Annotated in this window: 18 protein-coding genes and 1 pseudogene; 11 read left to right on the plus strand and 8 right to left on the minus strand. The window is 63.8% G+C overall.

Annotated features, from left to right (window positions below):
- Nucleotides 1-339: 339 nt before the first annotated feature.
- A complete protein-coding gene (locus LDZ27_RS21315; protein ID WP_244817783.1) occupies nucleotides 340-1,449 on the plus strand; it encodes a glycosyltransferase in 1,110 nt (369 codons plus the stop codon).
- A 459-nt stretch (nucleotides 1,450-1,908) separates the two neighbouring features.
- On the plus strand, nucleotides 1,909-2,979 hold the full coding sequence (locus tag LDZ27_RS21320) for an EpsG family protein (RefSeq protein ID WP_244817784.1): 1,071 nt from the start codon (nucleotides 1,909-1,911) through the stop codon (nucleotides 2,977-2,979).
- A 114-nt stretch (nucleotides 2,980-3,093) separates the two neighbouring features.
- Here the strand turns inward: LDZ27_RS21320 and tssC are convergent, their stop codons facing one another.
- Together tssC and tssB are read right to left on the minus strand one after the other, a co-directional pair.
- Nucleotides 3,094-4,641: a type VI secretion system contractile sheath large subunit gene (tssC, locus tag LDZ27_RS21325; protein WP_244817785.1), complete on the minus strand. Its 1,548-nt coding sequence runs from the start codon at nucleotides 4,639-4,641 to the stop codon at nucleotides 3,094-3,096.
- Nucleotides 4,642-4,679: 38 nt separating this feature from the next.
- Complete coding sequence (tssB, locus tag LDZ27_RS21330) at nucleotides 4,680-5,192, minus strand: type VI secretion system contractile sheath small subunit (RefSeq protein ID WP_244817786.1); 513 nt, start codon at nucleotides 5,190-5,192, stop codon at nucleotides 4,680-4,682.
- A gap of 480 nt (nucleotides 5,193-5,672) precedes the next feature.
- Between tssB and tssK the strand changes: the two genes are divergently transcribed.
- The 6 genes from tssK to tssE all read left to right on the plus strand — a co-directional run bounded on the left by tssK (nucleotide 5,673) and on the right by tssE (nucleotide 13,275).
- Complete coding sequence (gene tssK, locus LDZ27_RS21335; protein WP_244817787.1) at nucleotides 5,673-7,025, plus strand: type VI secretion system baseplate subunit TssK; 1,353 nt, start codon at nucleotides 5,673-5,675, stop codon at nucleotides 7,023-7,025.
- Nucleotides 7,022-7,759: a DotU family type IV/VI secretion system protein gene (locus LDZ27_RS21340; RefSeq protein ID WP_244817788.1), complete on the plus strand. Its 738-nt coding sequence runs from the start codon at nucleotides 7,022-7,024 to the stop codon at nucleotides 7,757-7,759. Before tssK ends, LDZ27_RS21340 begins: the two co-directional genes overlap by 4 nt.
- Nucleotides 7,759-9,438, plus strand: a complete 1,680-nt coding sequence (locus LDZ27_RS21345; protein ID WP_244817789.1) for an OmpA family protein — start codon at nucleotides 7,759-7,761, stop codon at nucleotides 9,436-9,438. Before LDZ27_RS21340 ends, LDZ27_RS21345 begins: the two co-directional genes overlap by 1 nt.
- A gap of 93 nt (nucleotides 9,439-9,531) precedes the next feature.
- A complete protein-coding gene (locus tag LDZ27_RS21350) occupies nucleotides 9,532-10,017 on the plus strand; it encodes an Hcp family type VI secretion system effector (RefSeq protein WP_244817790.1) in 486 nt (161 codons plus the stop codon).
- Nucleotides 10,018-10,163: 146 nt separating this feature from the next.
- Nucleotides 10,164-12,839 carry a type VI secretion system ATPase TssH gene (gene tssH / locus LDZ27_RS21355; RefSeq protein ID WP_244817791.1) on the plus strand — a complete coding sequence of 892 codons (2,676 nt, stop codon included), beginning with the start codon at nucleotides 10,164-10,166 and terminating at the stop codon, nucleotides 12,837-12,839.
- A 10-nt stretch (nucleotides 12,840-12,849) separates the two neighbouring features.
- Complete coding sequence (tssE, locus tag LDZ27_RS21360) at nucleotides 12,850-13,275, plus strand: type VI secretion system baseplate subunit TssE (protein WP_244817792.1); 426 nt, start codon at nucleotides 12,850-12,852, stop codon at nucleotides 13,273-13,275.
- A gap of 145 nt (nucleotides 13,276-13,420) precedes the next feature.
- Here tssE and tssJ read toward each other — a convergent pair whose 3' ends face one another.
- The 5 genes and pseudogenes from tssJ to LDZ27_RS21385 all read right to left on the minus strand — a co-directional run bounded on the left by tssJ (nucleotide 13,421) and on the right by LDZ27_RS21385 (nucleotide 18,205).
- A complete protein-coding gene (gene tssJ, locus LDZ27_RS21365) occupies nucleotides 13,421-14,176 on the minus strand; it encodes a type VI secretion system lipoprotein TssJ (RefSeq protein WP_244817793.1) in 756 nt (251 codons plus the stop codon).
- A 49-nt stretch (nucleotides 14,177-14,225) separates the two neighbouring features.
- Nucleotides 14,226-15,816, minus strand: a pseudogene (gene tssA, locus LDZ27_RS21370) (type VI secretion system protein TssA).
- A 617-nt stretch (nucleotides 15,817-16,433) separates the two neighbouring features.
- Entirely contained in the window at nucleotides 16,434-16,664 is a 231-nt protein-coding gene (locus LDZ27_RS21375; RefSeq protein ID WP_244817794.1) for a hypothetical protein, read from the minus strand.
- Between the two features lie 90 nt (nucleotides 16,665-16,754).
- Entirely contained in the window at nucleotides 16,755-17,420 is a 666-nt protein-coding gene (locus LDZ27_RS21380) for a glutathione S-transferase family protein (protein ID WP_244817998.1), read from the minus strand.
- Entirely contained in the window at nucleotides 17,420-18,205 is a 786-nt protein-coding gene (locus LDZ27_RS21385) for an enoyl-CoA hydratase/isomerase family protein (protein WP_244817795.1), read from the minus strand. The genes LDZ27_RS21380 and LDZ27_RS21385 overlap by 1 nt, the downstream gene beginning before the upstream one ends.
- A 299-nt stretch (nucleotides 18,206-18,504) precedes the next feature.
- Here LDZ27_RS21385 and modA point away from each other — a divergent pair, with 299 nt between their 5' ends.
- From modA to modC, 3 genes are read left to right on the plus strand one after another with little or no spacing between them, the layout of a single operon-like run.
- Nucleotides 18,505-19,248, plus strand: a complete 744-nt coding sequence (gene modA, locus LDZ27_RS21390) for a molybdate ABC transporter substrate-binding protein (RefSeq protein ID WP_244817999.1) — start codon at nucleotides 18,505-18,507, stop codon at nucleotides 19,246-19,248.
- Nucleotides 19,249-19,255: 7 nt separating this feature from the next.
- On the plus strand, nucleotides 19,256-19,936 hold the full coding sequence (gene modB / locus LDZ27_RS21395) for a molybdate ABC transporter permease subunit (RefSeq protein ID WP_370653475.1): 681 nt from the start codon (nucleotides 19,256-19,258) through the stop codon (nucleotides 19,934-19,936).
- A complete protein-coding gene (gene modC, locus LDZ27_RS21400) occupies nucleotides 19,929-21,077 on the plus strand; it encodes a molybdenum ABC transporter ATP-binding protein (protein WP_244817796.1) in 1,149 nt (382 codons plus the stop codon). Before modB ends, modC begins: the two co-directional genes overlap by 8 nt.
- Here modC and LDZ27_RS21405 read toward each other — a convergent pair.
- Complete coding sequence (locus LDZ27_RS21405; RefSeq protein ID WP_244817797.1) at nucleotides 21,052-21,654, minus strand: NUDIX domain-containing protein; 603 nt, start codon at nucleotides 21,652-21,654, stop codon at nucleotides 21,052-21,054. The genes modC and LDZ27_RS21405 overlap by 26 nt on opposite strands.
- Between the last annotated feature and the right edge of the window lie 89 nt (nucleotides 21,655-21,743).

Consider the following 21,743-nt stretch of genomic DNA (forward strand, 5'->3'; position numbering starts at 1 on the left):
GAAACGGCAACACGGTTTATGCATTTAGTTGGTTCCTCTGAACATTCGAGATGCTGTTCACTAGGGATATCCTGTATGAGTTGCGCAAAAAAACTCTGGAATGGCAATGCGATGTTGTTTACGATACGTTTCGGATGTCGGATCGATCATCGAATCCAATTCGCCAATTACTGAACGCCTATTTGTTTTTTCGGTTAATCCGCGCGTCACAGCAGCATCAACCGCATGGCCGGATAGGAAGGACAACGTGTAATCTTTCGCAGCGCACCATGCCGCTTTCGAAAGCCCCCGGAGAAGCAAATGGTTAACTTGACAGTTGGCTTTGCAAGTGCGTTTTTGATGACTTGGCTGGTTGTCAAGTATGCGGGAACCTGTGCGCGCTTCTCACTCGACTTCGACCTGCGCGCGGTCCAGCGGAATCACTACACGGCCGTGCCGCGGGTCGGCGGCCTCGCCATCTTCTGCGGCACCGCCATCACCTTCGCCACGTCCACCGTTTTTCATACCTCGCCGACGTATGAAGCGTTCCTTTTACTGAGCTGCGCGACGCCCGCGTTCATCGGCGGCCTCGCGGAAGACCTGACCAAGCGCGTGACGCCGCGCGTGCGTCTTCTGTGCGCGCTCGTGGCGGCGCTCGCCTGCTGCTTCGCCTTGCACGCCGTGATCGACCGCGTCGATCTGCCCGCCGTCGATTTCCTGCTGCGCTTCACGCCGATCGGCATTGCCTTCACGATGGTTGCCGTGGCGGGCGTGACGAACGCGATGAACATCGTGGACGGTCTGAACGGCCTCGCGTCGGTCGTCGCCATTCTCATCTTCGCGTCCATCGGCTATGTGGCCGTTTCCGTCAACGACTGGCTCGTGGCGAGCGTGGCGTTTGCGATGATCGGCGCCATCGGCGGCTTCGTCGTCTGGAACTACCCGTCCGCGCTGGTTTTCATGGGCGACGGCGGCGCTTACTTCATCGGATTCATGATGGCGGAACTCGTCGTGCTGCTGATCGCGCGGCACCCGAACGTCAGCGCCTTCTACGCGATCGTGGCGATGTATCCGGCGTTCGAGACCATCTTCTCCATCTACCGGCGCCGCTACGTGCGCGGGCGCGCCGTCGATGCGCCCGACGCGCTTCACCTGCATACGCTCATCTACAAGCGCGTTGCTCGCAAAGGCATCTCCTTCAGCGATCCGCAGCAGTGCACGCGCCGCAACTCGGTCAGTTCGGTCTATCTGTGGATGCTGAGCCTCATTCCGATCGTTCCGGCGACGTTCTTCTGGAATTCGCCGTATGTGCTCGGCATCGCCGCGCTGGCTTTCGCGGGCGTCTATCTCTGGATTTATGCGGCTGTGGTGAGGTTCAGAACGCCCTTCTGGATGACGCTTCCGGTGTGGATGCTCAGGCATGGCTCGCGCGCCGAAAGGCGGCCGGCTGCGCCCGATCGCCTGCGCTAATGAGGATATTCCTTTCGCACTACCGTGCCGAAACAGCGATGGAAACCTCGAACACCAGCGCTTGAACAGGGAGTTTGCCGCAGTGCAGCAGGGTCCAGAATCTAACCGAAACGACTCTTTGTGATTCGCCGTCTCTTGCCGATACGTCATGCGCCAAACCGGCGGTTGGGAAAAACCCCGACCGCCGGTTTCGCATTTAGCGGATCGTAAAAACCTCGCGGTTACTACAAGTCGAATTACTTATATGTGCGTCACCGCACGTTTTTAATCAGATTTCGATATTTATGTTTATTGACACCGCGCGGGATTTTAAAGGCTTTACATGTTTCTGCTTTTTCTTTGACGGAATCATCGGGTACGGGTTCCTGAATGGGAAACGAACCCAATTACAACAGCTTCCAATAATGATGATAGACGACGCGTCCGCGCGTATCACCCACGACCATGAAGAATTTAGCCTTGCGTAAAAGCGCCGGTTTGCTGGATGTGAATCAGGTACGGCGCGACGATCGTTCCTATTTCGCGACGCCTGCGGGTTGGGCTTTTTTGCTGCTGTCGTTCTACATCATATGGTTTCTTACGACGTCCGAACGATCGATTTATACCGTCGCGGACCAGGATGCGTATCTTCTCTACTTCAAGTACACCGACTGGGCGTGGCTCAAGGCCTATTTCCAGCACACGGGCACGGGTCTTGGCCTGATCCCGCACATCATCACGGACGAGATCGGCTGGCGGCTGTGGATCATCTTCGTCAATTCGTTCGGCTTCACGCCGGAGTCGGCCATCCGGCTGACGGTCGCGCTGTCCAACATCCTCGTGTTCTGCGCCCTTGCGCGCTTGCGTCGTCCGCTGCTCGGCCTGTTGGTGTGGACGGTCGTCCCGGCGGCGCTCTTTACGATCGGACTTTTCCAGTTGCGCCAGGGCTTCGGCTTCGGCGTGGCGATGCTGTTCGCCATCGGGCTGCGCCGCCCGGTGCTCGGCATGTGGATCGCAAGCACCATTCACACGACGTTCGTCATCCCCGCCTTGCTGATCACCGTGGCGCGGCAAAGCGGCTCGGATAACCGGATCGCGATTCCCGTCGTCGTCGTGGCGGGCACGGTGCTGGCCGCGAGTGCGCAGACGCTGTTCGATACCTTCGGTGGCCGGCGTCTGGACGACTACGCGAATTACGCGGCGGAGTTTTCCGTCAACCTGCTCGTGCTGCTGCTGTCTTATGGGCTCGCATCCGTGCTGGTGATCGCGTCGCTTCCGTACATGCGCGCCGTGCGCCTGCGCGCGCCACTGCGTGATCTCGCGCTGATGCACCTCGGTCTGCTCGCCTATCTCGTTTGCGCGTTCGTCTTCTTTCCGCTCGGCAAGGACCGCGTGTTCTACTACATTTCGCTGTTGCTGCCGTTCCTGATGCAGGAGATTCGCGTGAAGGACGGGGTTACGCTGTGGATGACGACGGTGCTTTTCTGCATGATGGCGGCGGACGTGTATCTCGCGTCGCAGAAGGGCGTGTATTGGTATTTCTTGAGGTAGTGGCGGGAGCGGTGATGCAAGGCAGTCCTTCGACACACCGCGTGCTAAGCGACACCGGGACGGCTTCGTGATCCGTCCCGGTCGCTGAATCGGACGCCTTCTGGCTACGTCGAATCAGCTCTTTGCTTTCGGCATCTGCGAAACGAGCGACAAGCCGATATCCATGCCTTCCACCTGGAAGTGCGGCACGATGAAGAGCTTGATGCGGAAGAAGCCCGGATTGTCCTCGATGTCCTCGACCATCACCTTCGCCTCGCGCAGCGGGTGCGACGCCTGGAGTTCGTCGCCCGGATCTTTCATCTCGGTGACGAGGCTCTTGATCCAGTTGTTCAGCTCCAGTTCGAGCAGCCGGCGGTCCTTCGTCGTGCCGATGTTCTCGCGCTGAATCAGCTTCAGATAGTGTGCGATGCGCGAGAGCAGAAAGATATAAGGCAGGCGCGCATTGATACGGCTATTGGCCGTCGCTTCCTTGGTCTCGTACAGCGCAGGCTTCTGCGTCGAATTCGCGGAGAAGAAGCATGCGAAGTCGTGATTCTTGTAGAACGAGAGCGGGATGAAGCCGAGGTTCGCGAATTCGAACTCGCGCGTCTCCGGAATCAGCACTTCGGTCGGAATCTTCGGCTGCACGCCGGTGCCCAGATCGTACAGATGCACCGGCAAGTCTTCGACCTTGCCGCCCGCTTGCGGACCGCGAATCTGCACGCACCAGCCATTGTTGACGAAGCTGCGCGTCATATTGGCCGCGAACGCGAACGAGGCGTTCACCCACAGATAGCGGTCATGGTCAGGGCCTTTGACCTGCTCTTCGTAGTTGAAGGCGCGCACCGGCGTGGTGTCCTTGCCGTAGGGCAGACGGCCCAGAACGCGCGGCATCACGAGACCGACGTAGCGGGCGTCGTCCGTATCGCGGAAGCTCTTCCACTTGATGTATTCCGCGCGGTCGAAGTAGTTGCCGATGTCCTGAATGGCCGCGACCTCTTCCATCGACTTCTTGCCGAAGAAAGCGGCCCCCACCGACCCGATGAACGGCATATGCGCCGCCGCCGCCACCTTCGAGATGTTGCGCAGAAGCGCCACGTCTTGCGGCGAATTGGCGAACTCGAAGTCGCTGACGAGCGCGCTAATCGGCTGGCCGCCCGGCGTGTCGTACTCTTCGATGTAAGTCAGGCGATACAGCCCGCTCTGAATCAGTTCCGGCGCGTCTTCGAAGTCGCGAGTGAGCGCGTCCTTGGACACATCCAGCACTTCGATGCGCGCGTTCTTGCGGAAATCGGTGCGGCTCACGAGCATCTTCAGACCGCGCCAGCGGCCTTCGAGTGCCTGAAACTCGGGGTTGTGCATGACCGCGTCGAGCTGGCTGCTAATCTGGCGATCCAGTTGGCCGATGAAGAAATCCAGCAGGGATTTGTCCAGCCGATCCACCGGCTTGCTGCTCTGCGCGACCAGATCGAGGAACGCGCCCATGCCGCGCGCGAGACGCTCGTCAGCGGATGCTTCCGACAGCATGTCGTTGTCACGGAACGCTTCGAGCGGACGCGCTTGCGCGACCGGGTGAAGATTGATCTTGTCGCACAGCGACGCATAGACGCTCGTGTCCTGCGATGCGTCGAGTACGACGGTTTGCGCCGCCGCGCTTTGCCGGGTAGAGGGGTTCTTGCTCATGTGTAGTCCTGTCTGCAATGCTTCTCGGATGTGCGCGCTTACGCGTGCCCTTCAGGCTGCGTCGCGGCTGTGGCGATCTGCGACAGTTCGCCGCGCAGCTTCTCCGACAGCTCCTTGCTTTTTAGAATTTTCTCGAACTCGCGGCGGAACGTGGCGTTGTCCAGCAAATTCGACTTGAGGTCGCGCAGCAGATTGCGCACCGCGAGAAGCGCCTGCAGTTCCGGAATCTGACGTGCGACCTGTTCCGGTTCGAAGTCCTTCATCGAGCGGAACGACAGATTCACCGGCAATTCCGAGCCGTCGCTGGCAAGCGTGTTGTCGGCCGCGAACTTCAGATCGGGCGCGTAATCGGCCAGCACCGCATCGAAGTTGTTCTTGTCGATGTTCACCTTCTTGCGCTCCGACAACGGCGCCTGCTCACGGCCGGCGCTGAAATCGCCCGCCACGAGGAGCTTGAGCGGCAACTCGACTTTCTTCTGCGCGCCGCCGGTGTGGAGATCCAGGGTGATCGATACCCGGCTCTTGGGAATTTCCCTTTGAAAGCTGTCCATTAATAGTCCTCACTAAATAAATGCAGGCGTTCTCGAATTGAGCCGGACCATCGACGAATTCCTAACAAGGGCGAATGAAACCGCGCCTGTCTTTCGAAAGAAACCGCCTTTCCCCGTGAACGCATCGATGCCTGCCGACTTCTTCTCGTGTTAATGGGGAGCTATTAGAACAGTTCTCGCGCAAGACTGACAACCGCGGCCTGAAGCGGCGCGTGAACGTCGATCAACGGCTGCGCTTGCGAACAACGCTGTTGATCTTCAACGACTTATTGCTCCGACGCCGGTGCCGGTCGCGATGGTTTTCCGAGACTTGAAGCACAAACCTGCCACATCATTTGACATCGACCGGTACGCAGGACCCGTCGCGTAACGCATACGAGATAAATCATTCGAACGCGTTCGGATGGATAGCTATACGAACGAATGCTTGAGCGATAGAATCTCGCGCCTCATTCGACAATAAGCAAAACGCGAGTACACATGCGGATCGAAAAACCGCTTTGGCACGAAGGCCTCATTCTGACGCAGCAGCATTTCCAGCAGCAGGAGCGTTGGAACGAGTTCGCACTTCGACAGCTTTCATGCGCGGCACTCGCGCAGCCCTGGGGAACGCTCGGCGTGGAAATCGACGAGGACGCCCTCGCGTCGGGCCGCGTGAAGCTCACGCGCCTGAAGTTGCGCTTTCCCGATGGCACGCCGATCGACACCACCGTGGCCCACGCGCTTCCGCCCGCGCGCGATCTGACGCAAGGTATTCCCGTCGACGTCCAGAGCGTCACGGTGCTGGCGGCGCTGGCGTTGCCCGATGCCAACGGCAACAACTGCCGCATGGGCGAGAACGCGTCGACGCGCCCTCGACGCTCGTATCGGGAGTTCGTGAAAGTCGTCGATATGAATGGAAGCGACGAGGTCGAGATTGCCGCCGAGCGCCACGCGCTTCGCCTGTTGTTCGACTTCGAGCCGCATGCGGACGATACGGTGTGCGCCATCGCCCGGCTCACGCGTTCGACCAGCGGACACTTCGCGCTCGATTCGCGCTACGTCCCGCCATGCCTGAGCCTGAGCGGTCACGCATTGCATGTCGAGCGCATCAACCGTCTCTGCGACATTCTGCTCGCCAAAAGTCTCGCGCTGGGCGCGCGCCGCAGCGAGCGCATCGAGCAGGTCGCCGAATACGGCGTCGCGGACGTCCAGCTCTTCTGGCTGCTGCATTGCATTCATGCGGCGTGGCCCAAGCTGCGGTTTCTGGCGTCGCATGCAGACCAGCCGCCCGAGCGCCTCTACAACGTCCTCGCGGAACTCGTCAGTGCGCTCATGACGTTTTCCACCGGCTCGCAACTTACCGATATTCCACTGTACGACCACGCGCGCGCCGACGAAGTCCTGAGCGAACTCGAAGCGCTGATTCGTCGCCTGCTGGACGCAATCATTCCATCGCGGGTCGTGTCCATTGGACTCACGCACGCGGATGCCTCCACATGGTCCGGTCAGATACTCGACGATCGCATCGTGGACGACGCGGCCGACTGGTATCTGTCGGTCAATGCGTCGATGCCGGCGTTCGAACTCGTCGAACGCATTCCGCGGCTGTGCAAGATCGGAGCGCCGGATGATGTCGAGCACATCGTCAATTCCGCGCTCACCGGCATCGGGCTCAAGTCCGTGCAGCGCGTGCCGTCCGCCATGCCTGTGCGACTGGACAACCACTACTTTGCGCTCGACGCCGCGAGTCCCGCCTATGCCCGCATGCTGGCAGCTCGCGCATGCAAGATCTATCTGCCCGCATCCATCCCCGATGCGACGCTTGAACTGTACGCGGTGCTACGCTCATGACCACACTGGCTTACTCACGCGAACGCGCGGAACCCGTAACCCGTGCGTCCGCAACGGACGGCACCCCGGGCGCCGCCGGCATCGGCATGCGCGACCTGCTGCGCGATACCGCACTGCTCGTATCCACGCTCTCGACGGGCGGCAGCGCCGGCGACTATGAAGCGCTGCGCAGTCGGTGCGGCGAACTCATCGCGCGGTTCGAGGCGGGGCTGACTCAGCGCGGCTTTACACGCGACGTCATCGACGATGCGATCGTCGCCCAATGCGCGCTTCTGGACGAGACCGCGCTTCGCTACCTGGATGACCACAGCAAGGCGCAGTGGGTCACCCAGCCGCTTCAGGTGGAGCGGCTCAAACATCACAATGCCGGCGAATATGTCTTCGAGCGCCTGCAAGCACGCATGCGCGAAGCGTCGCCTCAGGTCGATTTGCTGGAATGCTATGCCGCCGTGCTCGGTCTAGGCTTCATGGGACGATACGCGATCGAGGGCAAGGAAAAGCGCGACGTAGTGATCTCCGAACTGACGGCACTCATCGAGCGCCTTCGTCCGGAACGTCAGCCGACGTTTCTGATCGAGCATGACGGCGCCCGCATGAGTGACTGGTTCCGGCGGCTTTCGCCCTGGGTGATTGCGGGTATCGGCGCCGCCGTGGCGCTCGCCGTGTGGCTCGCATGGCACATCGCGCTCGACGCGCAACTCGCCGCGATCGTCCCCAAGGCCGTCAAGCCGTGATGGCCGTGCAGCGATCAGGCTATCCGCTTCGCATCGTCGTCGCGCTCGCCGCCGCGCTGGCCCTGGCTGCGCTCTGGCTCGTCGTCCCTCTCGCGCCCGCGTCGGCGTGGTCCTTGACGGTGCTTATCGCGCTCGCTGCGATGCTGACGATCGGATGGCGCACGCATAGCCTCGCCAAGACGCGCGCGCACAGCGCTCGGGTACTCGACGCCCTTGGCGCAGCGACCGCCGATGTGCCGGTGGAACTGCGCACCCGCATGCCGCTGGTGCTCGTGACAGGCGATGCGCTCGCCGCGCTCTTCAATCACGCCGACGGCAAGCAACGTCTCGTTTTCATCGGCGATGGCGCGCTGTGGGTGCGGGTCGATCGCGCGCCCGATCTGCCGCGCGTGGCGCTCGCGATGATGCAATGGCGCGACGGACAGGCGCCCGACGGCGTCGTCCTGAGCGTTGCGCCCGCCCTCCATGACGACGAGGACGCACTCGCGCAAACCTTGCGCATCGCGCGTCAGGCGCTCGCGGATGCGTCTCGCATGACAGGCGCGCGACTGCCTGCGTACATCGCCGTCTATCAGCGGCTCACGCGTGTTGCGCCTCGGGACGCAGCGGCGGGCCCGCAATGGTACGGCGCATCGTCCGGCACGTCGCCCATCGACGTGCATCGCTTCGCAGCCGTGATAGAAAACGCCGAAGCCGACGCCAGGCGCTGCGCCGCCGACCCGCATGCGGCAGCGCACGCGGCGGGCCTTGCCTCCATCGTCGGCTGGACCGAACGCGTCGTCTTGCGCACGCTGACCGACCCGCGCCAGCCCGCCGCCGCGTGGCCGCTTCATGGCGCAGGCTGGATCGATTGCGGCCCGGCGAGCAACGCGAAAAAGCCGTGGGAGCGCGAAGTCCAGCTGCAAACGCGGATCGCACCCGGCGACGTCGCCGCATCGCCCGCGCCCTGGCCACTGCCGCAAGCGCTGATCGAGCCGGCGCCGCGCCGCGTTCGCGTTTCACCGCGCGTAGCCGCGTTCGCGCATGCCATCGGCATCGCAGCGCTTACGCTGGCCGTCGCATGTTGGGGTGCCGCGCGCAACAACACGGCGCTGCTCGCGCGCGTCGACGGCGATATCGAACGATACGGGGCCATTCCCGCCGATCACGATGCCGCGCGCCGCGATGCGTTGAACGCGCTGGTCGCCGACCGCGACGAACTCGACCGGTACTCGCGCACCGGCGTGCCCCTGCGCCTGTCGTTCGGTCTGTACCACGGCGCGCCGCTCATGCCCGCCCTCGATCGCACGATCGCCAGCTATCAGCCGCCACCGCCGCCTCCCGCCGTGATCACGCTCGACAGCATGTCGCTGTTCGACAGCGGCAAGGCGCAACTCAAGACCGGTTCCAACCGGGCGCTCGTCGGTGCGCTCGAGATGATCAAGGCCCACCCCGGCAAGCGCATCCTCGTGGCCGGCTATACGGACAACGCGGGCAATCCTGCGAGCAATCGGGCGCTGTCCAATGCACGCGCCGCCGCGCTTCGGGACTGGCTCGTCGACGCCTCGGGCATCGCGGCCACGCAGTTCGCGATTCAGGGCTACGGCGACACACGGCCCATCGCCGGAAACGACACGCCCGAGGGCCGCGCGAGGAATCGTCGCGTGGAGATCACGCTGGTGCCGGATACATCGAAGTAGCAGCAGTTGGAATCCCGGCGCTTCGGTGCCGGGTTATTGAGGCACGGGAGAAGCGTCCCGTCCATAGTGTGTAGTACTAAGAAGGAGCAGCAAATGGCAATTCCAGCATACATGTGGCTCAAAGATGACGGCGGCGCAGACATCAAGGGTTCGGTGACCGTGCAGGGCCGCGAAGGCAGCGTCGAAGTCGTGGCGTTCGATCACGGCATCCACATTCCGACCGACGGCAACACGGGCAAGCTCACGGGCACCCGCGTGCACGCGCCGATCACCTTCACGAAGGAAACCGACGCGTCCACGCCGTACCTCTACAAAGCGGTGACGAGCGGCCAGACGCTCAAGTCCGTCGAACTGAAGTGGTACAAGATCGACGACGCGGGCAAGGAGAAGGAATACTTCAACACCAAGCTCGAGAACGTGAAGGTCGTCGCCGTCCGTCCGAAGATGCTCGACATCAAGATCCCCGACTTCGAGAAGCACAACCATCTCGAAGAAGTGGAACTGCGCTACGAGAAGATCACCTGGGCGTACAAGGACGGCAACATCATCCACGCCGACACCTGGAACGAGCGCTCGTAACAGCACCTGAGCTCGCACCCGAACCGCTTCGGCCGCACTGACCGAACCGGTTCACGGGCCAGTCCGCGCAAGCAGGCTGGCCTCACCATCGAATTCGAGCGTTTCTGCGCTTGCCCCGCTTTCCGCTGTCTCTTTGCCTGCCCGATATGACTCTGCGTGACACCACTCATCTGCTTCGCCGGCTCAACTCGCACTGCGCCCGCACGCTCGAAGCCGCCGCGAGCCTGTGCCAGACGCGCCTGTGCGACGAAATCACCGTCGAGCACTGGCTGCTGAAGCTGATCGAGGCGGGTGACGGAGACCTTCCGGCAATCCTGCGCCACTACGAACTGGACGTCGACGCCATCTGGAACGCGCTGCTTGCCGCCATCGATCGTCTGCCGCGCAATCTGCGTGGCATGCCCGCGCTGTCGCTGCAACTGGCGAGCGTGCTGCAGGACGCATGGAACATCGCGTCGCGCACGGACATCGACGGGACGATCCGCTCGGCGCATCTGTTGCAAGCCATCATCGCCGCGCCGCACGTCATGCGAACGCAGGACGCGTGGCCGCTCTTCTCGCTGTCGGGCGCGCAGATCGAACGCCTGCTGCCGCGTCTCGGGCGTCAATCGTGCGAGAACGAGACGCATGCGCCGGTTGATGAATCCGATGCAAGCGACAGCGAGACGCCCGCGCCGAGCCACGCTGCGCCCGAAGCCGGGAATGCCGCGCATCGCTCGACCGAGGGCGACGCGCTTTCCCGTTTCGCCATCGATCTGACCGAGAAGGCGCGTCGCGGCGAGGTCGATCCCGTGTTCGGGCGGGATCGCGAAATCCAGCAGATGATCGACGTGCTGGTGCGCCGTCGAAAGAACAATCCGATCCTCGTCGGCGAGCCGGGCGTCGGCAAGACTGCGCTCGTCGAGGGGCTGGCGCTGCGCGTCGTGGATGGCAGCGTGCCCACGCTCTTGCGCGACGTGCGCGTTCTCACGCTCGATCTCGGTCTTCTCCAGGCCGGCGCGGGCGTCAAAGGCGAGTTCGAGCAGCGCCTGAAGAATGTCATCGACGAGGTGAAGGCATCGGCGACGCCGGTGCTGCTTTTCATCGACGAAGCGCACACGCTGATCGGCGCAGGCAACGCGGCCGGCGGCTCGGATGCGGCCAACCTGCTCAAGCCCGCACTGGCGCGCGGCGAGCTGCGAACGATCGCGGCGACCACCTGGTCCGAATACAAGGAATACTTCGAGCGCGATGCGGCGCTGGAACGCCGCTTTCAGCTCGTGAAGGTGGAAGAACCCGACGACGACACCGCGTGCCTCATGCTGCGCGGACTCGCCAGCCGCTATGCGAAGCACCATGACGTGCACATCCGCGACGAGGCGCTCATCGCCGCCGTCAAGCTGTCGCGCCGCTACATTCCCGCGCGCCAGTTGCCCGACAAGGCCGTCGATCTGATCGACACCGCAGCGGCTCGCGTGCGGATGGGTCTCGACACGCCCCCAGTCGAACTGCAGCGCGCGCGCGCCGCGCTCGCCGCGCTCGAAATGGAACGCGCCGCGCTCGATGCCGACGAGCAGGCAGGCGTCGCGGACGCCGGGACACGACGCGGTGCGCTGGAAGAATCGATTGCGCAAGCTGCGCAGAACGTCGACGCGCTCACCGCACGTTACGCGCGCGAGCTCTCGATGGTGCGCGCGCTGCTCGACCAGCGTGGCGACGGCAGCAGTAAGCCACAAGCTGCCGCGCTCGCACAGGCCAAGCAGACGCTCGCGGACGCTCAAGGCAAAGCGCCGCTCGTTTTCGCCGATGTCGATGCGCAGGCCATCGCGCGCGTCGTGGCCGAATGGACCGGCGTGCCCGTCGGCAGTCTGGTCGAGGATGAACTCGCCAATCTGCTCACGCTGGAACAGCAATTGGCTGCGCGCGTCGTCGCGCAGGACGACGCGCTCGCCATGCTCGCGGAGAGCCTGCGCACGGCGAAGGCCGGACTGAAGAGCGAACACGCCCCGCTCGGCGTGTTCCTGCTTGCGGGGACGTCTGGCGTAGGCAAGACCGAAACGGCGCTCGCGCTCGCCGACGTGCTTTTCGGTGGCGAGGCCGCGCTCACCACCATCAACATGTCCGAGTATCAGGAAGCCCATACCGTATCGCAACTGAAAGGCTCGCCGCCGGGCTACGTCGGCTACGGCCGCGGCGGCATTCTCACCGAAGCGGTTCGCCAGCGGCCTTATAGCGTCATCCTGCTCGATGAAGTCGAAAAGGCGCATCGCGACGTGCTGGACATCTTCTATCAGGTATTCGATCGCGGCACGATGCGCGACGGCGAAGGCCGCGACATCGACTTCCGAAATTGCGTGATCCTGATGACGTCGAACCTGGGCAGCGCTCAAATCGACGAAGTCACCACAGACAATCCGGACATCGCACAGCCCGCATTGCTCGATGCGATTCACGAGCCGCTCGTCAAACACTTCCAGCCGGCGCTGCTCGCGCGCTTCCAGACGCTCGTTTATCGCCCGCTCGATGTGCACGCGATCGCGTCCATCGTGCGCCTGAAGCTCGGCAAGGTCGCCGACAGGCTGCAAAGGCAGCACGACGTCAAGCTCCTTTGCGACGATTCGCTCGTCGCATCGCTCGCGCAACTGTGTGTCGCGCGTGAATCGGGCGCTCGCAGCGTCGACGCTTTCCTCGATCAGCGCATCCTGCCGACCGTGTCGCGCGAACTCCTCGCGCGCATGGCGACGGGAGTGGCGCCTGCGGCGATTCGTCTCGCGAGTTCGGAAGAAGGCAATCTGACGATCGAATTCGTCGATCGCGAATCGAGCGTTAGCACTGCCGCGTGAGGACGATGACATGCCGGCTGGTCCATCGCTTTACGACATGCTTCTCGGGCAGATCGACGGAGAGTCGATCCATAATTTCGACGATCGCACGCTCGAAGCGCTGAGCGTGCAGCAGAATGTCCGGCGCATTCTCAACACGCGCGCTGGGGCGCTCAAGCATCTGCCGGACTATGGTTTGCCGGACTTGACGAACATCTATAAGGAACTGCCCGGCTCGTCTCACGCGCTGAAGCAGCAGATGGAGACGACCCTGCTCAAGTACGAGCCGCGCATCCGTGCGATCGATATCGGCATCCTCGAGAACGACGATCCGGGCTTGCAGGTCAGCTTCGAGATGACCTGTCATCTGAAAAGGAGCGGGCTCGTGCGCTTTGGCACGTACTTCGTGCCGCCCGGCATCTTCCGGCTCGAACGGCGTGTGCGCGAAGGACGGTGATTCCAGGAGTCGCCTTCACGGATCGAAGAAGAGATGAAAGACGGCGTGCAACGAGCGGGCGCCGATTCGGTGAACCTCTCCTGGAGCCGCGATCGCGGCCAGCCGCCGCCCGGCGCTGGCCGATCTCAGGCGCGGCTATCGCGCCCTAGTTCGACAACACGTTTCCGACGCTGCGGGTAATCGCACCCGCGCCGGCCTTCGCGCTCTTGAGCGCATCGGTGGCGGTGTCGATACCCTGCGACGCCGTCTTACCCGCCGCCGACGCCTCCGACACGGCAGAAGCCGCCGGGGTACTTGCCGATGCCGCCGCCGGCGCCGATTGCTGGGGCGCGTCGCGCTTGACGGGCTTCGGCTTCGCGCCCTCATACGCCAGTCGATTGCCCTGTAGCTGAATCTTCACCGGATCGGTGTCCTTCCACTGCTTCTTCGGGATCAGCAGCTTCCACTCGCCGTCGCCGGTGGGCGCGCGGAAAAACGCCACGACGCCGACGAATTCGGCGTCCTTGTCCATCGGCTCGCTCACGCTCGCGCTCGCGCCCGGACGTAACACCACGTCTTTTGTCGCGACGAGATCCGGCTTGAGCAGTTCGAGATCGTTGTCCTGCAACTGGGCATATTCGAGCTGGGCGAACGCCTTCGAATCCTTGAGTTGATAGAACCTCACCACCGTGGAGAGCGGAAGGCCCGCAGTGGTTTCATTCAAGGACGCGCGGGCGTCGAGATCGACGTTCATGGTCTTGACCTGCGTCGTGAAGAGCCATTCGGCCGCGCCCACCGTACTGTCCTTCGTGACCTGCCACGCGCCGCAGCCGGAGACCGCGAATACGGCCGCGAGCGCCGCCGCGACGCCCGCCCGCGATGTCAGGCGACCGCTCCATCGGAAGTAGTTCGAATGCTGCATGCTGTTTTCCTGTTTATTGTCGATGTCGAATGCGCGTTGCCATTGCCTCTCACGCCAGCGCGACCGCACGCGCCGGATCGATCGCGGTCAGATCGGCGATTAAGGAGTCGATGCGTGTCGCGAGCGCAGGCTTGTCGGCGTCCTTGCGGTTCAGGCGAATCCTCAGGATGCGCAACAAGTGCTGCTTGACGTCGAACGCAAGCGACGGCTCCCAGCGCGCGAGCTGGTAGCGCTGCGCTTCGGCGTCGAGCATCGAGAGCAGATGCGCAGCCGTGTCCGCGCGATCGGCACGTTCGCACACGCGCGCCATCACGAGCTGGCGCATGAAGCGCTCACGCTCGCCGCCCGAGATGGACGCTTCGTCGTGCGCCGGCAGGCGTTGCAACCAGGCGGAGCGCTGCATCGAGCCCTTGCTGCGCGGCGATGTCGTTCGCTTGCGCTTCGGTTTCTGACCAATCGGTGCTTGCGACGGCGGCGCTGACAGGCGCGGCGGTTTCTCCTCGCTCGATGTCGCGCACCGTTGCATGGCGCGCGATCCATTCGAGCGTGGCGTCGTCGGCGAATGGCGAACCGTCCGCGAAGAGCAGATGTTCCAGGCCGGGTAAGCGTTCGAGCATGAGCGCGCAGTCCGTCGCCGCCGTTTCGCGCACTTGCGCGTACTCGCCGCCCGCCTGCTCCTGCGCGACAAATGCGTAATACTGCAAGTCGAGCCAGAAATGATTCGCGCCTTCGGCAAACGCCAGCTCGACGCGTTCGAGCAGTTCCGGCCACTGCTTTTGCAGAAGCAAGCGCTTGAGGTTGGCGCGCAGTTCGCTGCGCGGCCCGACGAGGCGCGTCTTGCCGCCCGCTTCGAAGGGCGGCGCCTCGGTGAGCGTGTCCCAGCGCACGCAGCGCATCAGGCGGTATGCCGCCAAGTACCCTTGCGGCTGCTCGCGCAGGAATTGCGCCATTTGCCGGGCGCGATCGAGCAACTCACGCGTAGATCCGACTTCCGAAGACGCGGGCAGCGCGGCGGATGCCGGCGCGTCGGCGCGAGTTGCCGGTGAGCCGTCGCTCGCCTGCGGGGTCTCGATTCTGCCCTCGAAGCGCCGGAACAACGGCGCGAGCGCGGGGCGGTCCTGTTCCGGCCACGATGCGACGCGCTCATCGATAAGCGCCAGCGCCGAAAGCGTGCGCTCCAGCAACGTGTCGGTCAGACCCTGCACGCGGTCGAGCCGATCCGCGAAGGTGCTGCCGCATAGCCATTCGAACGCCGCGCGGCGCGACGCCGCACGCGCCGGGAGTAGCGCGTCGCCGAAGCGGTCGACTAGCGCCGACAGCAGTTCGAAGCCCGACGCGACGCCCTCGGCGCCATCGCGTCGCATGCGGCCATAGACGTAATAGACGGCGATGCGCACGTCCTTGGCCCGCTGTCTGAGCAGGCGCTCGGCGAGATCGCAGATGAGCGCGTCGTCGATGTCGGAGAGTTTCGCGACTTCTTCCTTGATGGCCTGGAAAGTGTCGTCGTAAGCGGGGTCGTCGCCGACGGGGGCGTCGGCCTGGATTGGCAACAGCCAGTCGTTCCAATTCGATTGCGCTGCGCGCGCGAGATCGGCCGGCTGGCGCGCGCCGAACAGCGCCTTGAGCAAATTCGTGAACATTCGAAACGTTATTTATTGTTGTCTGACCAACGGCCCGAGAGGGACCTCGTGTCCTGGCCAAGGGATTCCGCGCTTGCCTTATCGGTTCGATGGCGGCGCTCAGTTTATAAGCAGTGCCATCGATTCCGACTACGGCGCAAGCGTCGATGTGCCTTGTGCACAATGCGCTCATGGGGGCTGGAAACTATCAAATCGACAACGACTTATCAAGATTCGGGCATCGACGAATGAGACAAATGGCGATCGTCGGCATCGCTTTTTCAATAATTGACAGATTCGCGCGGGAGAGGTTGTGGCTTGTGCGGGCGTCTGTTCGCTGCGGTGGCCGCGTTGGACCGGAAGACGCGAAGGGCCAGCCGTTGTCGCGGTACGGAAATCCTGCAAAGGCCGGCGGCGTTGCCGTGAAAAGTCAGCCCAGCGTTCCAATATGCGCGTGCGACACCGCAGCGCCTCGAACAACTGCGGCAGCGAGCGACTCGACTAAGACTCGAATCTCGTCAGAAAAGCCCCGCAGACATATCCACAGAAACCGAGGAAAACCCTGTGGATTTCCTGCTAACCAATCCCCCAACCCGCTGATTCCACACCACAAACCGCCACCGCCTCACGATGCGCCCTCACCGCCCGTCGGCAACGCACGACGCGAGCATCGCGCCGGCGCCAGCGACCGTCCCCGCCGCCCATACGGACTGCGGCGCGGTCGCGACGCTCAATTCATCCGCGGCCGAGCGCGGCAGGGCCAGCACGATCGTGCCCGTGGCCACGAGCGCGACGATCATCGACAGAAACCAGGAGAAGACATACATCGCCGCACCTCGTGGGGAGAATTCGTCTGAATCGGCGCTCATGAACGTTCAGCGCTCGATGCTCAGAGTAGAGTCCCACGGCGAGCCGCACAGCCCCACGGAGGGAGGGACATGTAGGAGGGACGCAGCGCCCTAGCGCAGATCAGGCGCGGGCACCGGCGAAACGCCTTGCGCGCGCGCCGCGTCGTCCTGCGCGCGCAGAGCGCGAAGAAAGCCATCGCGCTTGCCAAGCTGCATCCAATATCGCGCGATCGGCTCGGGAATCCGCGCCGCGAGGCCGAGATGCTCCGCCAGCATCAGCGCATAACCGACCGAAATGTCCGCCGCCGTGAAGCGCCCGGCGCACAAAAAATCCTCGCGCTCGAGAAGCGGCGCGAGCGTGCGCAGACGCGCGTGGAACCACTTCGCGTAGTCCTCGGCGACCTGCGGCTGCCGGCGCTCCGGCGGTTCAAGATGCGTGTAGCGCAGCACGAGCGTCTGCGGGAACGTGAGCGTCGCTTCGCCGAAATGCAGGAAGTTCACATAGCGCCCGAAGTCGGCCTCGTGCGGCGCGACATCCAACGCACCGGGCGAATAACGCGCCGCGAGATACTGGCAGATCGCCGACGACTCCGTCATGGCGAGCGCATCGTCGAAGAAGGCGGGCACGGTGCCGAGCGGATTGATGTCGAGATACGTCCGCGCCCGAACGCGCGGCGGAAACGCCAGCATCTCCAGCCGATACGGCAAGCCGATTTCCTCCAGCGCCCACAGCACCCGGAACGAACGCGCGCTGACGCAGTGATGCAGCGTAATCATCAAGCGAGCCACGAGGGTTTGCGCTTCTCGAGAAAGCTGCGCACGCCCTCGCGCCCTTCGTCCGATGCGCGGATGCGCGCGATGCGCTCCGCGGTATCGGAAATGAGCGCATCGTCGATGGCGCAGCCCGCCAGATCCGCCGCGAGCCGCTTGCATTCGCGCACCGCGTTCGGGCTGTTCGCGGCGATGCTCGCGGCGATCGCGTCGACGGTTGCGTCGAGCGCATCGGCGGCGACGACCTGATGCACGAAGCCGATGCGCAGCGCCTCGGCCGCATCGAAGCGCTCGGCGGTCACGAAGTACCGATGCGCGGCGCGCGCGCCCATCGCGCGGATCACGTATGGCGCGATGGTCGCGGGCATCAGGCCGAGCTTCGCCTCCGAGAGACAGAAGTGCGCCGTGTCCGCGCTCACCGCGATGTCGCATGCGGCGACGAGGCCCATGCCGCCCGCGTAGGCGTCGCCCTGCACGCGCGCGATCACCGGCTTCGCGCTCGTGTAAATCGTATGAAGCATGGTCGCGAGACCGAGGGCATCGGCGCGATTCTCGGCGTCGGAATAGCCCGCCATGCGCTTCATGTAGTTCAGGTCGGCGCCCGCGCAGAATGCCGGTCCGTTCGCGGCGAGGATGATCGCGCGCACGTTCGGGTCGTCGTTGAGCGCGCGAAAGGCGGCGGTCAGCTCGACGATCGCTTCGTCGTCGAACGCATTGCGCACGCCCGGACGATCGAGCGTCACGCGCGCGATGTGGCCGTCCACCGCGAGCTTCAGACGTTGCAGGTTCATTGCGTCACTCATGATGTCGTCTCTCGCGTTCGGCGCGGCATGTGAGCATCGCTCAACGAAAGCCGGGCCGCAAATTGTCGATGCTTCCAAGTGTCGGCGATAAGCGCGCTTGCGGTCAACACCGCGCGATGAGCCAAACTCACAGCCGGCGCCTGTGCCTCCGCCGTCCATCATGTCACGAAGCAGGCGCGCGCCGCCGTAATATATTGGGATATATTACGAGCCTCATCCGACACTTCAGCCACTACATCATTCACAAGAACGAGGAGTCAAACGTGAAGACACCTTTCCTACGCAGAATGCTATCCGCGGCGTTTGCGCTGGCGCTCGGCGTCGCTGCGTCGTCGGCGCTCGCCGGCGAAGTGCAGGTCGCGGTCGCGGCCAACTTCACCGCGCCGGTTCAGGCCATCGCCGCCGACTTCGAAAAGGATACGGGCAACAAGGTCGTCGCCTCGTACGGCGCGACCGGCCAGTTTTACGCGCAGATCAAAAATGGCGCGCCGTTCGAGGTTTTCCTCGCCGCCGACGACACCACGCCCGCCAAGCTCGAAAAGGAAGGCCTGACCGTGCCGGGCAGCCGCTTCACCTACGCGACCGGCGCGCTCGCGTTGTGGTCCGCGAAAGACGGCTATGTGGACGACAAGGGCGACGTGCTCAAGAAGAACCAGTTCACGCATCTCGCGATCGCGAATCCGAAGGCCGCGCCGTATGGCCTCGCGGCGACGCAGGCGCTCGACAAGCTCGGGCTCGCGCAGGCGGTGGCCCCGAAGATCGTCGAAGGGCAGAATATCTCGCAGGCGCAGCAGTTCATCGCAACGGGCAACGCGGAGCTGGGCTTCGTCGCGCTGTCGCAGATTTACAAGAACGGCAAGATCACGAGCGGTTCGGCGTGGATCGTTCCGGCGTCGCTGCATGAGCCGATCAAGCAGGACGCGGTGATCCTCGAGAACGGCAAGGACAATCCGGTCGCGAAGCAGTTCGTGGATTACCTGAAGGGGCCGAAGGCCGCCGCGGTGATCAAGTCGTTCGGTTATCAGCTTTGACATTCACATGCCGATCGATACCGCCGATCTTCAGGCCATCACGCTGACGCTCGAACTGGCGTCGCTCGCGACGCTGCTTCTGCTCGTCATCGGCACGCCGATCGCGCGGTGGCTCGCACGGACGCGCTCGCGCGCGAAGGGCGTGATCGGCGCGGTCGTCGCGTTGCCGCTCGTGCTGCCGCCGACGGTCATCGGCTTCTATCTGCTCGTGCTGATGGGCCCGAACGGTCCGGTCGGCAAGCTGACGCAAGCGGCGGGCATCGGCCTGCTGCCGTTCAGCTTCGCCGGGCTGGTCGTCGGCTCGGTCATCTATTCGCTGCCCTTCGTCGTGCAGCCGCTGCAGAACGCGTTCGAAGCCATCGGCGGCCGTCCGCTCGAAGCCGCCGCCACGCTGCGCGCCGGTCCGTGGGACACGTTCTTCGCGGTCGCGCTGCCGCTCGCGCGGCCGGGCATCGTCACCGCGACGATTCTCGGCTTTGCGCATACCGTCGGCGAATTCGGCGTCGTGCTGATGATCGGCGGCAATATTCCGGGGCGCACGCGCGTCGTTTCCGTGCAGATTTTCGACCACGTCGAAGCGCTCGAATACGCGCAGGCGCACTGGCTCGCGGGCGGCATGGTGCTGTTCTCGTTCGTCGTTCTTCTGTTGCTTTATTCGAGCCGTCGAACGGCGGCAGCGTATGGCTGAACTCACATCATCGAATCTGACGCTCGACGCCGCCCGCCGCAGCACGACGCGCGACGCCATCGAAGCACGCTTCGTCGTCGAACAGGGCGGCTTCACGCTGGATCTCGACCTGACGTTGCCCGCGCGCGGCGTCACCGCGATCTTCGGCCAGTCCGGTTCGGGCAAGACGACGCTGCTTCGCTGCCTCGCGGGACTCGCGCGGCCAGGCGACGGGCGGCTCGTCGTCGATGGCGACGTATGGCTCGACACCGCGCGGCGCATCTTTTTGCCGACGCACAAGCGCCCGCTCGGATACGTCTTCCAGGAAGCGAGCCTTTTCCCGCATTTGAGCGTCGAGCGAAACCTGCGCTTCGGGCTTTCGCGCGTGCCCGCCGCGATGCGCCGCGTCGATCTCGCGCAGGCGGCGGAACTGCTCGGCATCGCGCATTTGCTCGAACGCATGCCGGCCGGTTTGTCGGGCGGCGAGCGGCAGCGCGTGGGTATCGCGCGGGCGCTGTTGACGAGTCCGCGGCTGTTGCTCCTCGACGAACCGCTTGCATCGCTCGATCAGCAGCGCAAGCAGGAAATCCTGCCGTATCTCGAACGCCTGCACGACGAGCTCGACATCCCGATGCTCTATGTGAGCCACGCGCCGGAAGAAGTCGCGCGGCTCGCGGATCATCTCGTGCTGCTCGATGGCGGCCGCGCGCTCGCGAGCGGGCCGCTTGCCGAAACCCTCGCGCGGCTCGATCTGCCGATGGCGCATGCCGACGATGCATCCGTCGTGCTGGAAGGCGTGGCGACCGCCTACGATGCGCACTACGGCTTGCTGACGCTCGCACTTGCCGGCGCACGCACGACGCTTCGCGTGCTGCACGCGCCGGTCGCGCCGGGCAAGCCGATGCGCGTGACCGTCAAGGCGCGCGACGTGAGCCTCGTCACGCACGCGCGCGACGAGACGCAGAGCAGCGTGCTGAACGTGCTTCCGGCAACGGTCGTCGCGATTGCCGACGACGCGCATCCGTCGCAAGCCGTCGTGCGGCTGGACGTGGACGGCTCGCCGCTGCTCGCGCGCGTCACGCGCTATTCGGTGGACCGGCTGGGGATCGCGGTCGGCATGCGCGTCTGGGCGCAGGTCAAGGCCGTGTCGCTGCTCGCGTGAGCGCGAGGTGCTGCAAGAGCATGATCGTCTTGCCGTCCGCGATCTCGCCGCGCCCGATCATCCGCATCGCTTCTTGCAGCGGAATTTCGAGGACTTCGATTTCCTCGCCTTCATCGACGATGCCGCCGCCGTCGCCGACGCGCATCGATCCGTCGTATTCGCCGACATAGAAGTAGAGCTTCTCCGTCACCGATCCCGGGCTCATGAACGCCTCGAAAATCTTCTCGATGCGCCCGACGCGATAGCCCGTCTCCTCTTCCACTTCGGCGCGAATGCGTTCTTCCGGCGTCGCGTTGTCGAGCAGTCCGCCGGGCGCCTCGATCAGCATGCCGTCGTGTCCGTTGACAAACGCGGGCATGCGGAACTGCCGCGTCAGCAGCACGTTGCCAGTGCGCGGGTTGTGCAGCAGGATGGTCGCGCCGTTGCCGCGATCGTAGGTCTCGCGGCTTTGCCGCTGCCACGCGCCGTCGCGACGCTGGAAGTCGAAGATGACTTTTCTGAGCACGTACCAATCGTCCGACAGCACGAGCGTCTCGACGACGCGAACGCGGTCTTTCGTGGCAATCGTATCGGTCATACGCGGTCTCCTTCAGGTCGGTTGACGCAGATTATTACCGGGTAACGCGCCGAAAGAATCGTCGGCGGCGCTGTAATTGAAATTCGCCC

The sequence above is a fragment of the Caballeronia sp. Lep1P3 genome (assembly GCF_022879595.1).
Classification (GTDB): domain Bacteria; phylum Pseudomonadota; class Gammaproteobacteria; order Burkholderiales; family Burkholderiaceae; genus Caballeronia.

Bases quoted from the DNA above. Each gene is read 5' to 3' on its own strand.
- LDZ27_RS21315 (WP_244817783.1), top strand. From the start codon at position 340: ATGACTTGGCTGGTTGTCAAGTATGCGGGAACCTGTGCGCGCTTCTCA.
- tssC (WP_244817785.1), bottom strand. From the start codon at position 4,641: ATGAGCAAGAACCCCTCTACCCGGCAAAGCGCGGCGGCGCAAACCGTC.
- tssB (WP_244817786.1), bottom strand. From the start codon at position 5,192: ATGGACAGCTTTCAAAGGGAAATTCCCAAGAGCCGGGTATCGATCACC.
- tssK (WP_244817787.1), top strand. From the start codon at position 5,673: ATGCGGATCGAAAAACCGCTTTGGCACGAAGGCCTCATTCTGACGCAG.
- LDZ27_RS21340 (WP_244817788.1), top strand. From the start codon at position 7,022: ATGACCACACTGGCTTACTCACGCGAACGCGCGGAACCCGTAACCCGT.
- LDZ27_RS21345 (WP_244817789.1), top strand. From the start codon at position 7,759: ATGGCCGTGCAGCGATCAGGCTATCCGCTTCGCATCGTCGTCGCGCTC.
- LDZ27_RS21350 (WP_244817790.1), top strand. From the start codon at position 9,532: ATGGCAATTCCAGCATACATGTGGCTCAAAGATGACGGCGGCGCAGAC.
- tssH (WP_244817791.1), top strand. From the start codon at position 10,164: ATGACTCTGCGTGACACCACTCATCTGCTTCGCCGGCTCAACTCGCAC.
- tssE (WP_244817792.1), top strand. From the start codon at position 12,850: ATGCCGGCTGGTCCATCGCTTTACGACATGCTTCTCGGGCAGATCGAC.
- tssJ (WP_244817793.1), bottom strand. From the start codon at position 14,176: ATGCAGCATTCGAACTACTTCCGATGGAGCGGTCGCCTGACATCGCGG.
- LDZ27_RS21375 (WP_244817794.1), bottom strand. From the start codon at position 16,664: ATGAGCGCCGATTCAGACGAATTCTCCCCACGAGGTGCGGCGATGTAT.
- LDZ27_RS21380 (WP_244817998.1), bottom strand. From the start codon at position 17,420: ATGATTACGCTGCATCACTGCGTCAGCGCGCGTTCGTTCCGGGTGCTG.
- LDZ27_RS21385 (WP_244817795.1), bottom strand. From the start codon at position 18,205: ATGAACCTGCAACGTCTGAAGCTCGCGGTGGACGGCCACATCGCGCGC.
- modA (WP_244817999.1), top strand. From the start codon at position 18,505: ATGCTATCCGCGGCGTTTGCGCTGGCGCTCGGCGTCGCTGCGTCGTCG.
- modB (WP_370653475.1), top strand. From the start codon at position 19,256: ATGCCGATCGATACCGCCGATCTTCAGGCCATCACGCTGACGCTCGAA.
- modC (WP_244817796.1), top strand. From the start codon at position 19,929: ATGGCTGAACTCACATCATCGAATCTGACGCTCGACGCCGCCCGCCGC.
- LDZ27_RS21405 (WP_244817797.1), bottom strand. From the start codon at position 21,654: ATGACCGATACGATTGCCACGAAAGACCGCGTTCGCGTCGTCGAGACG.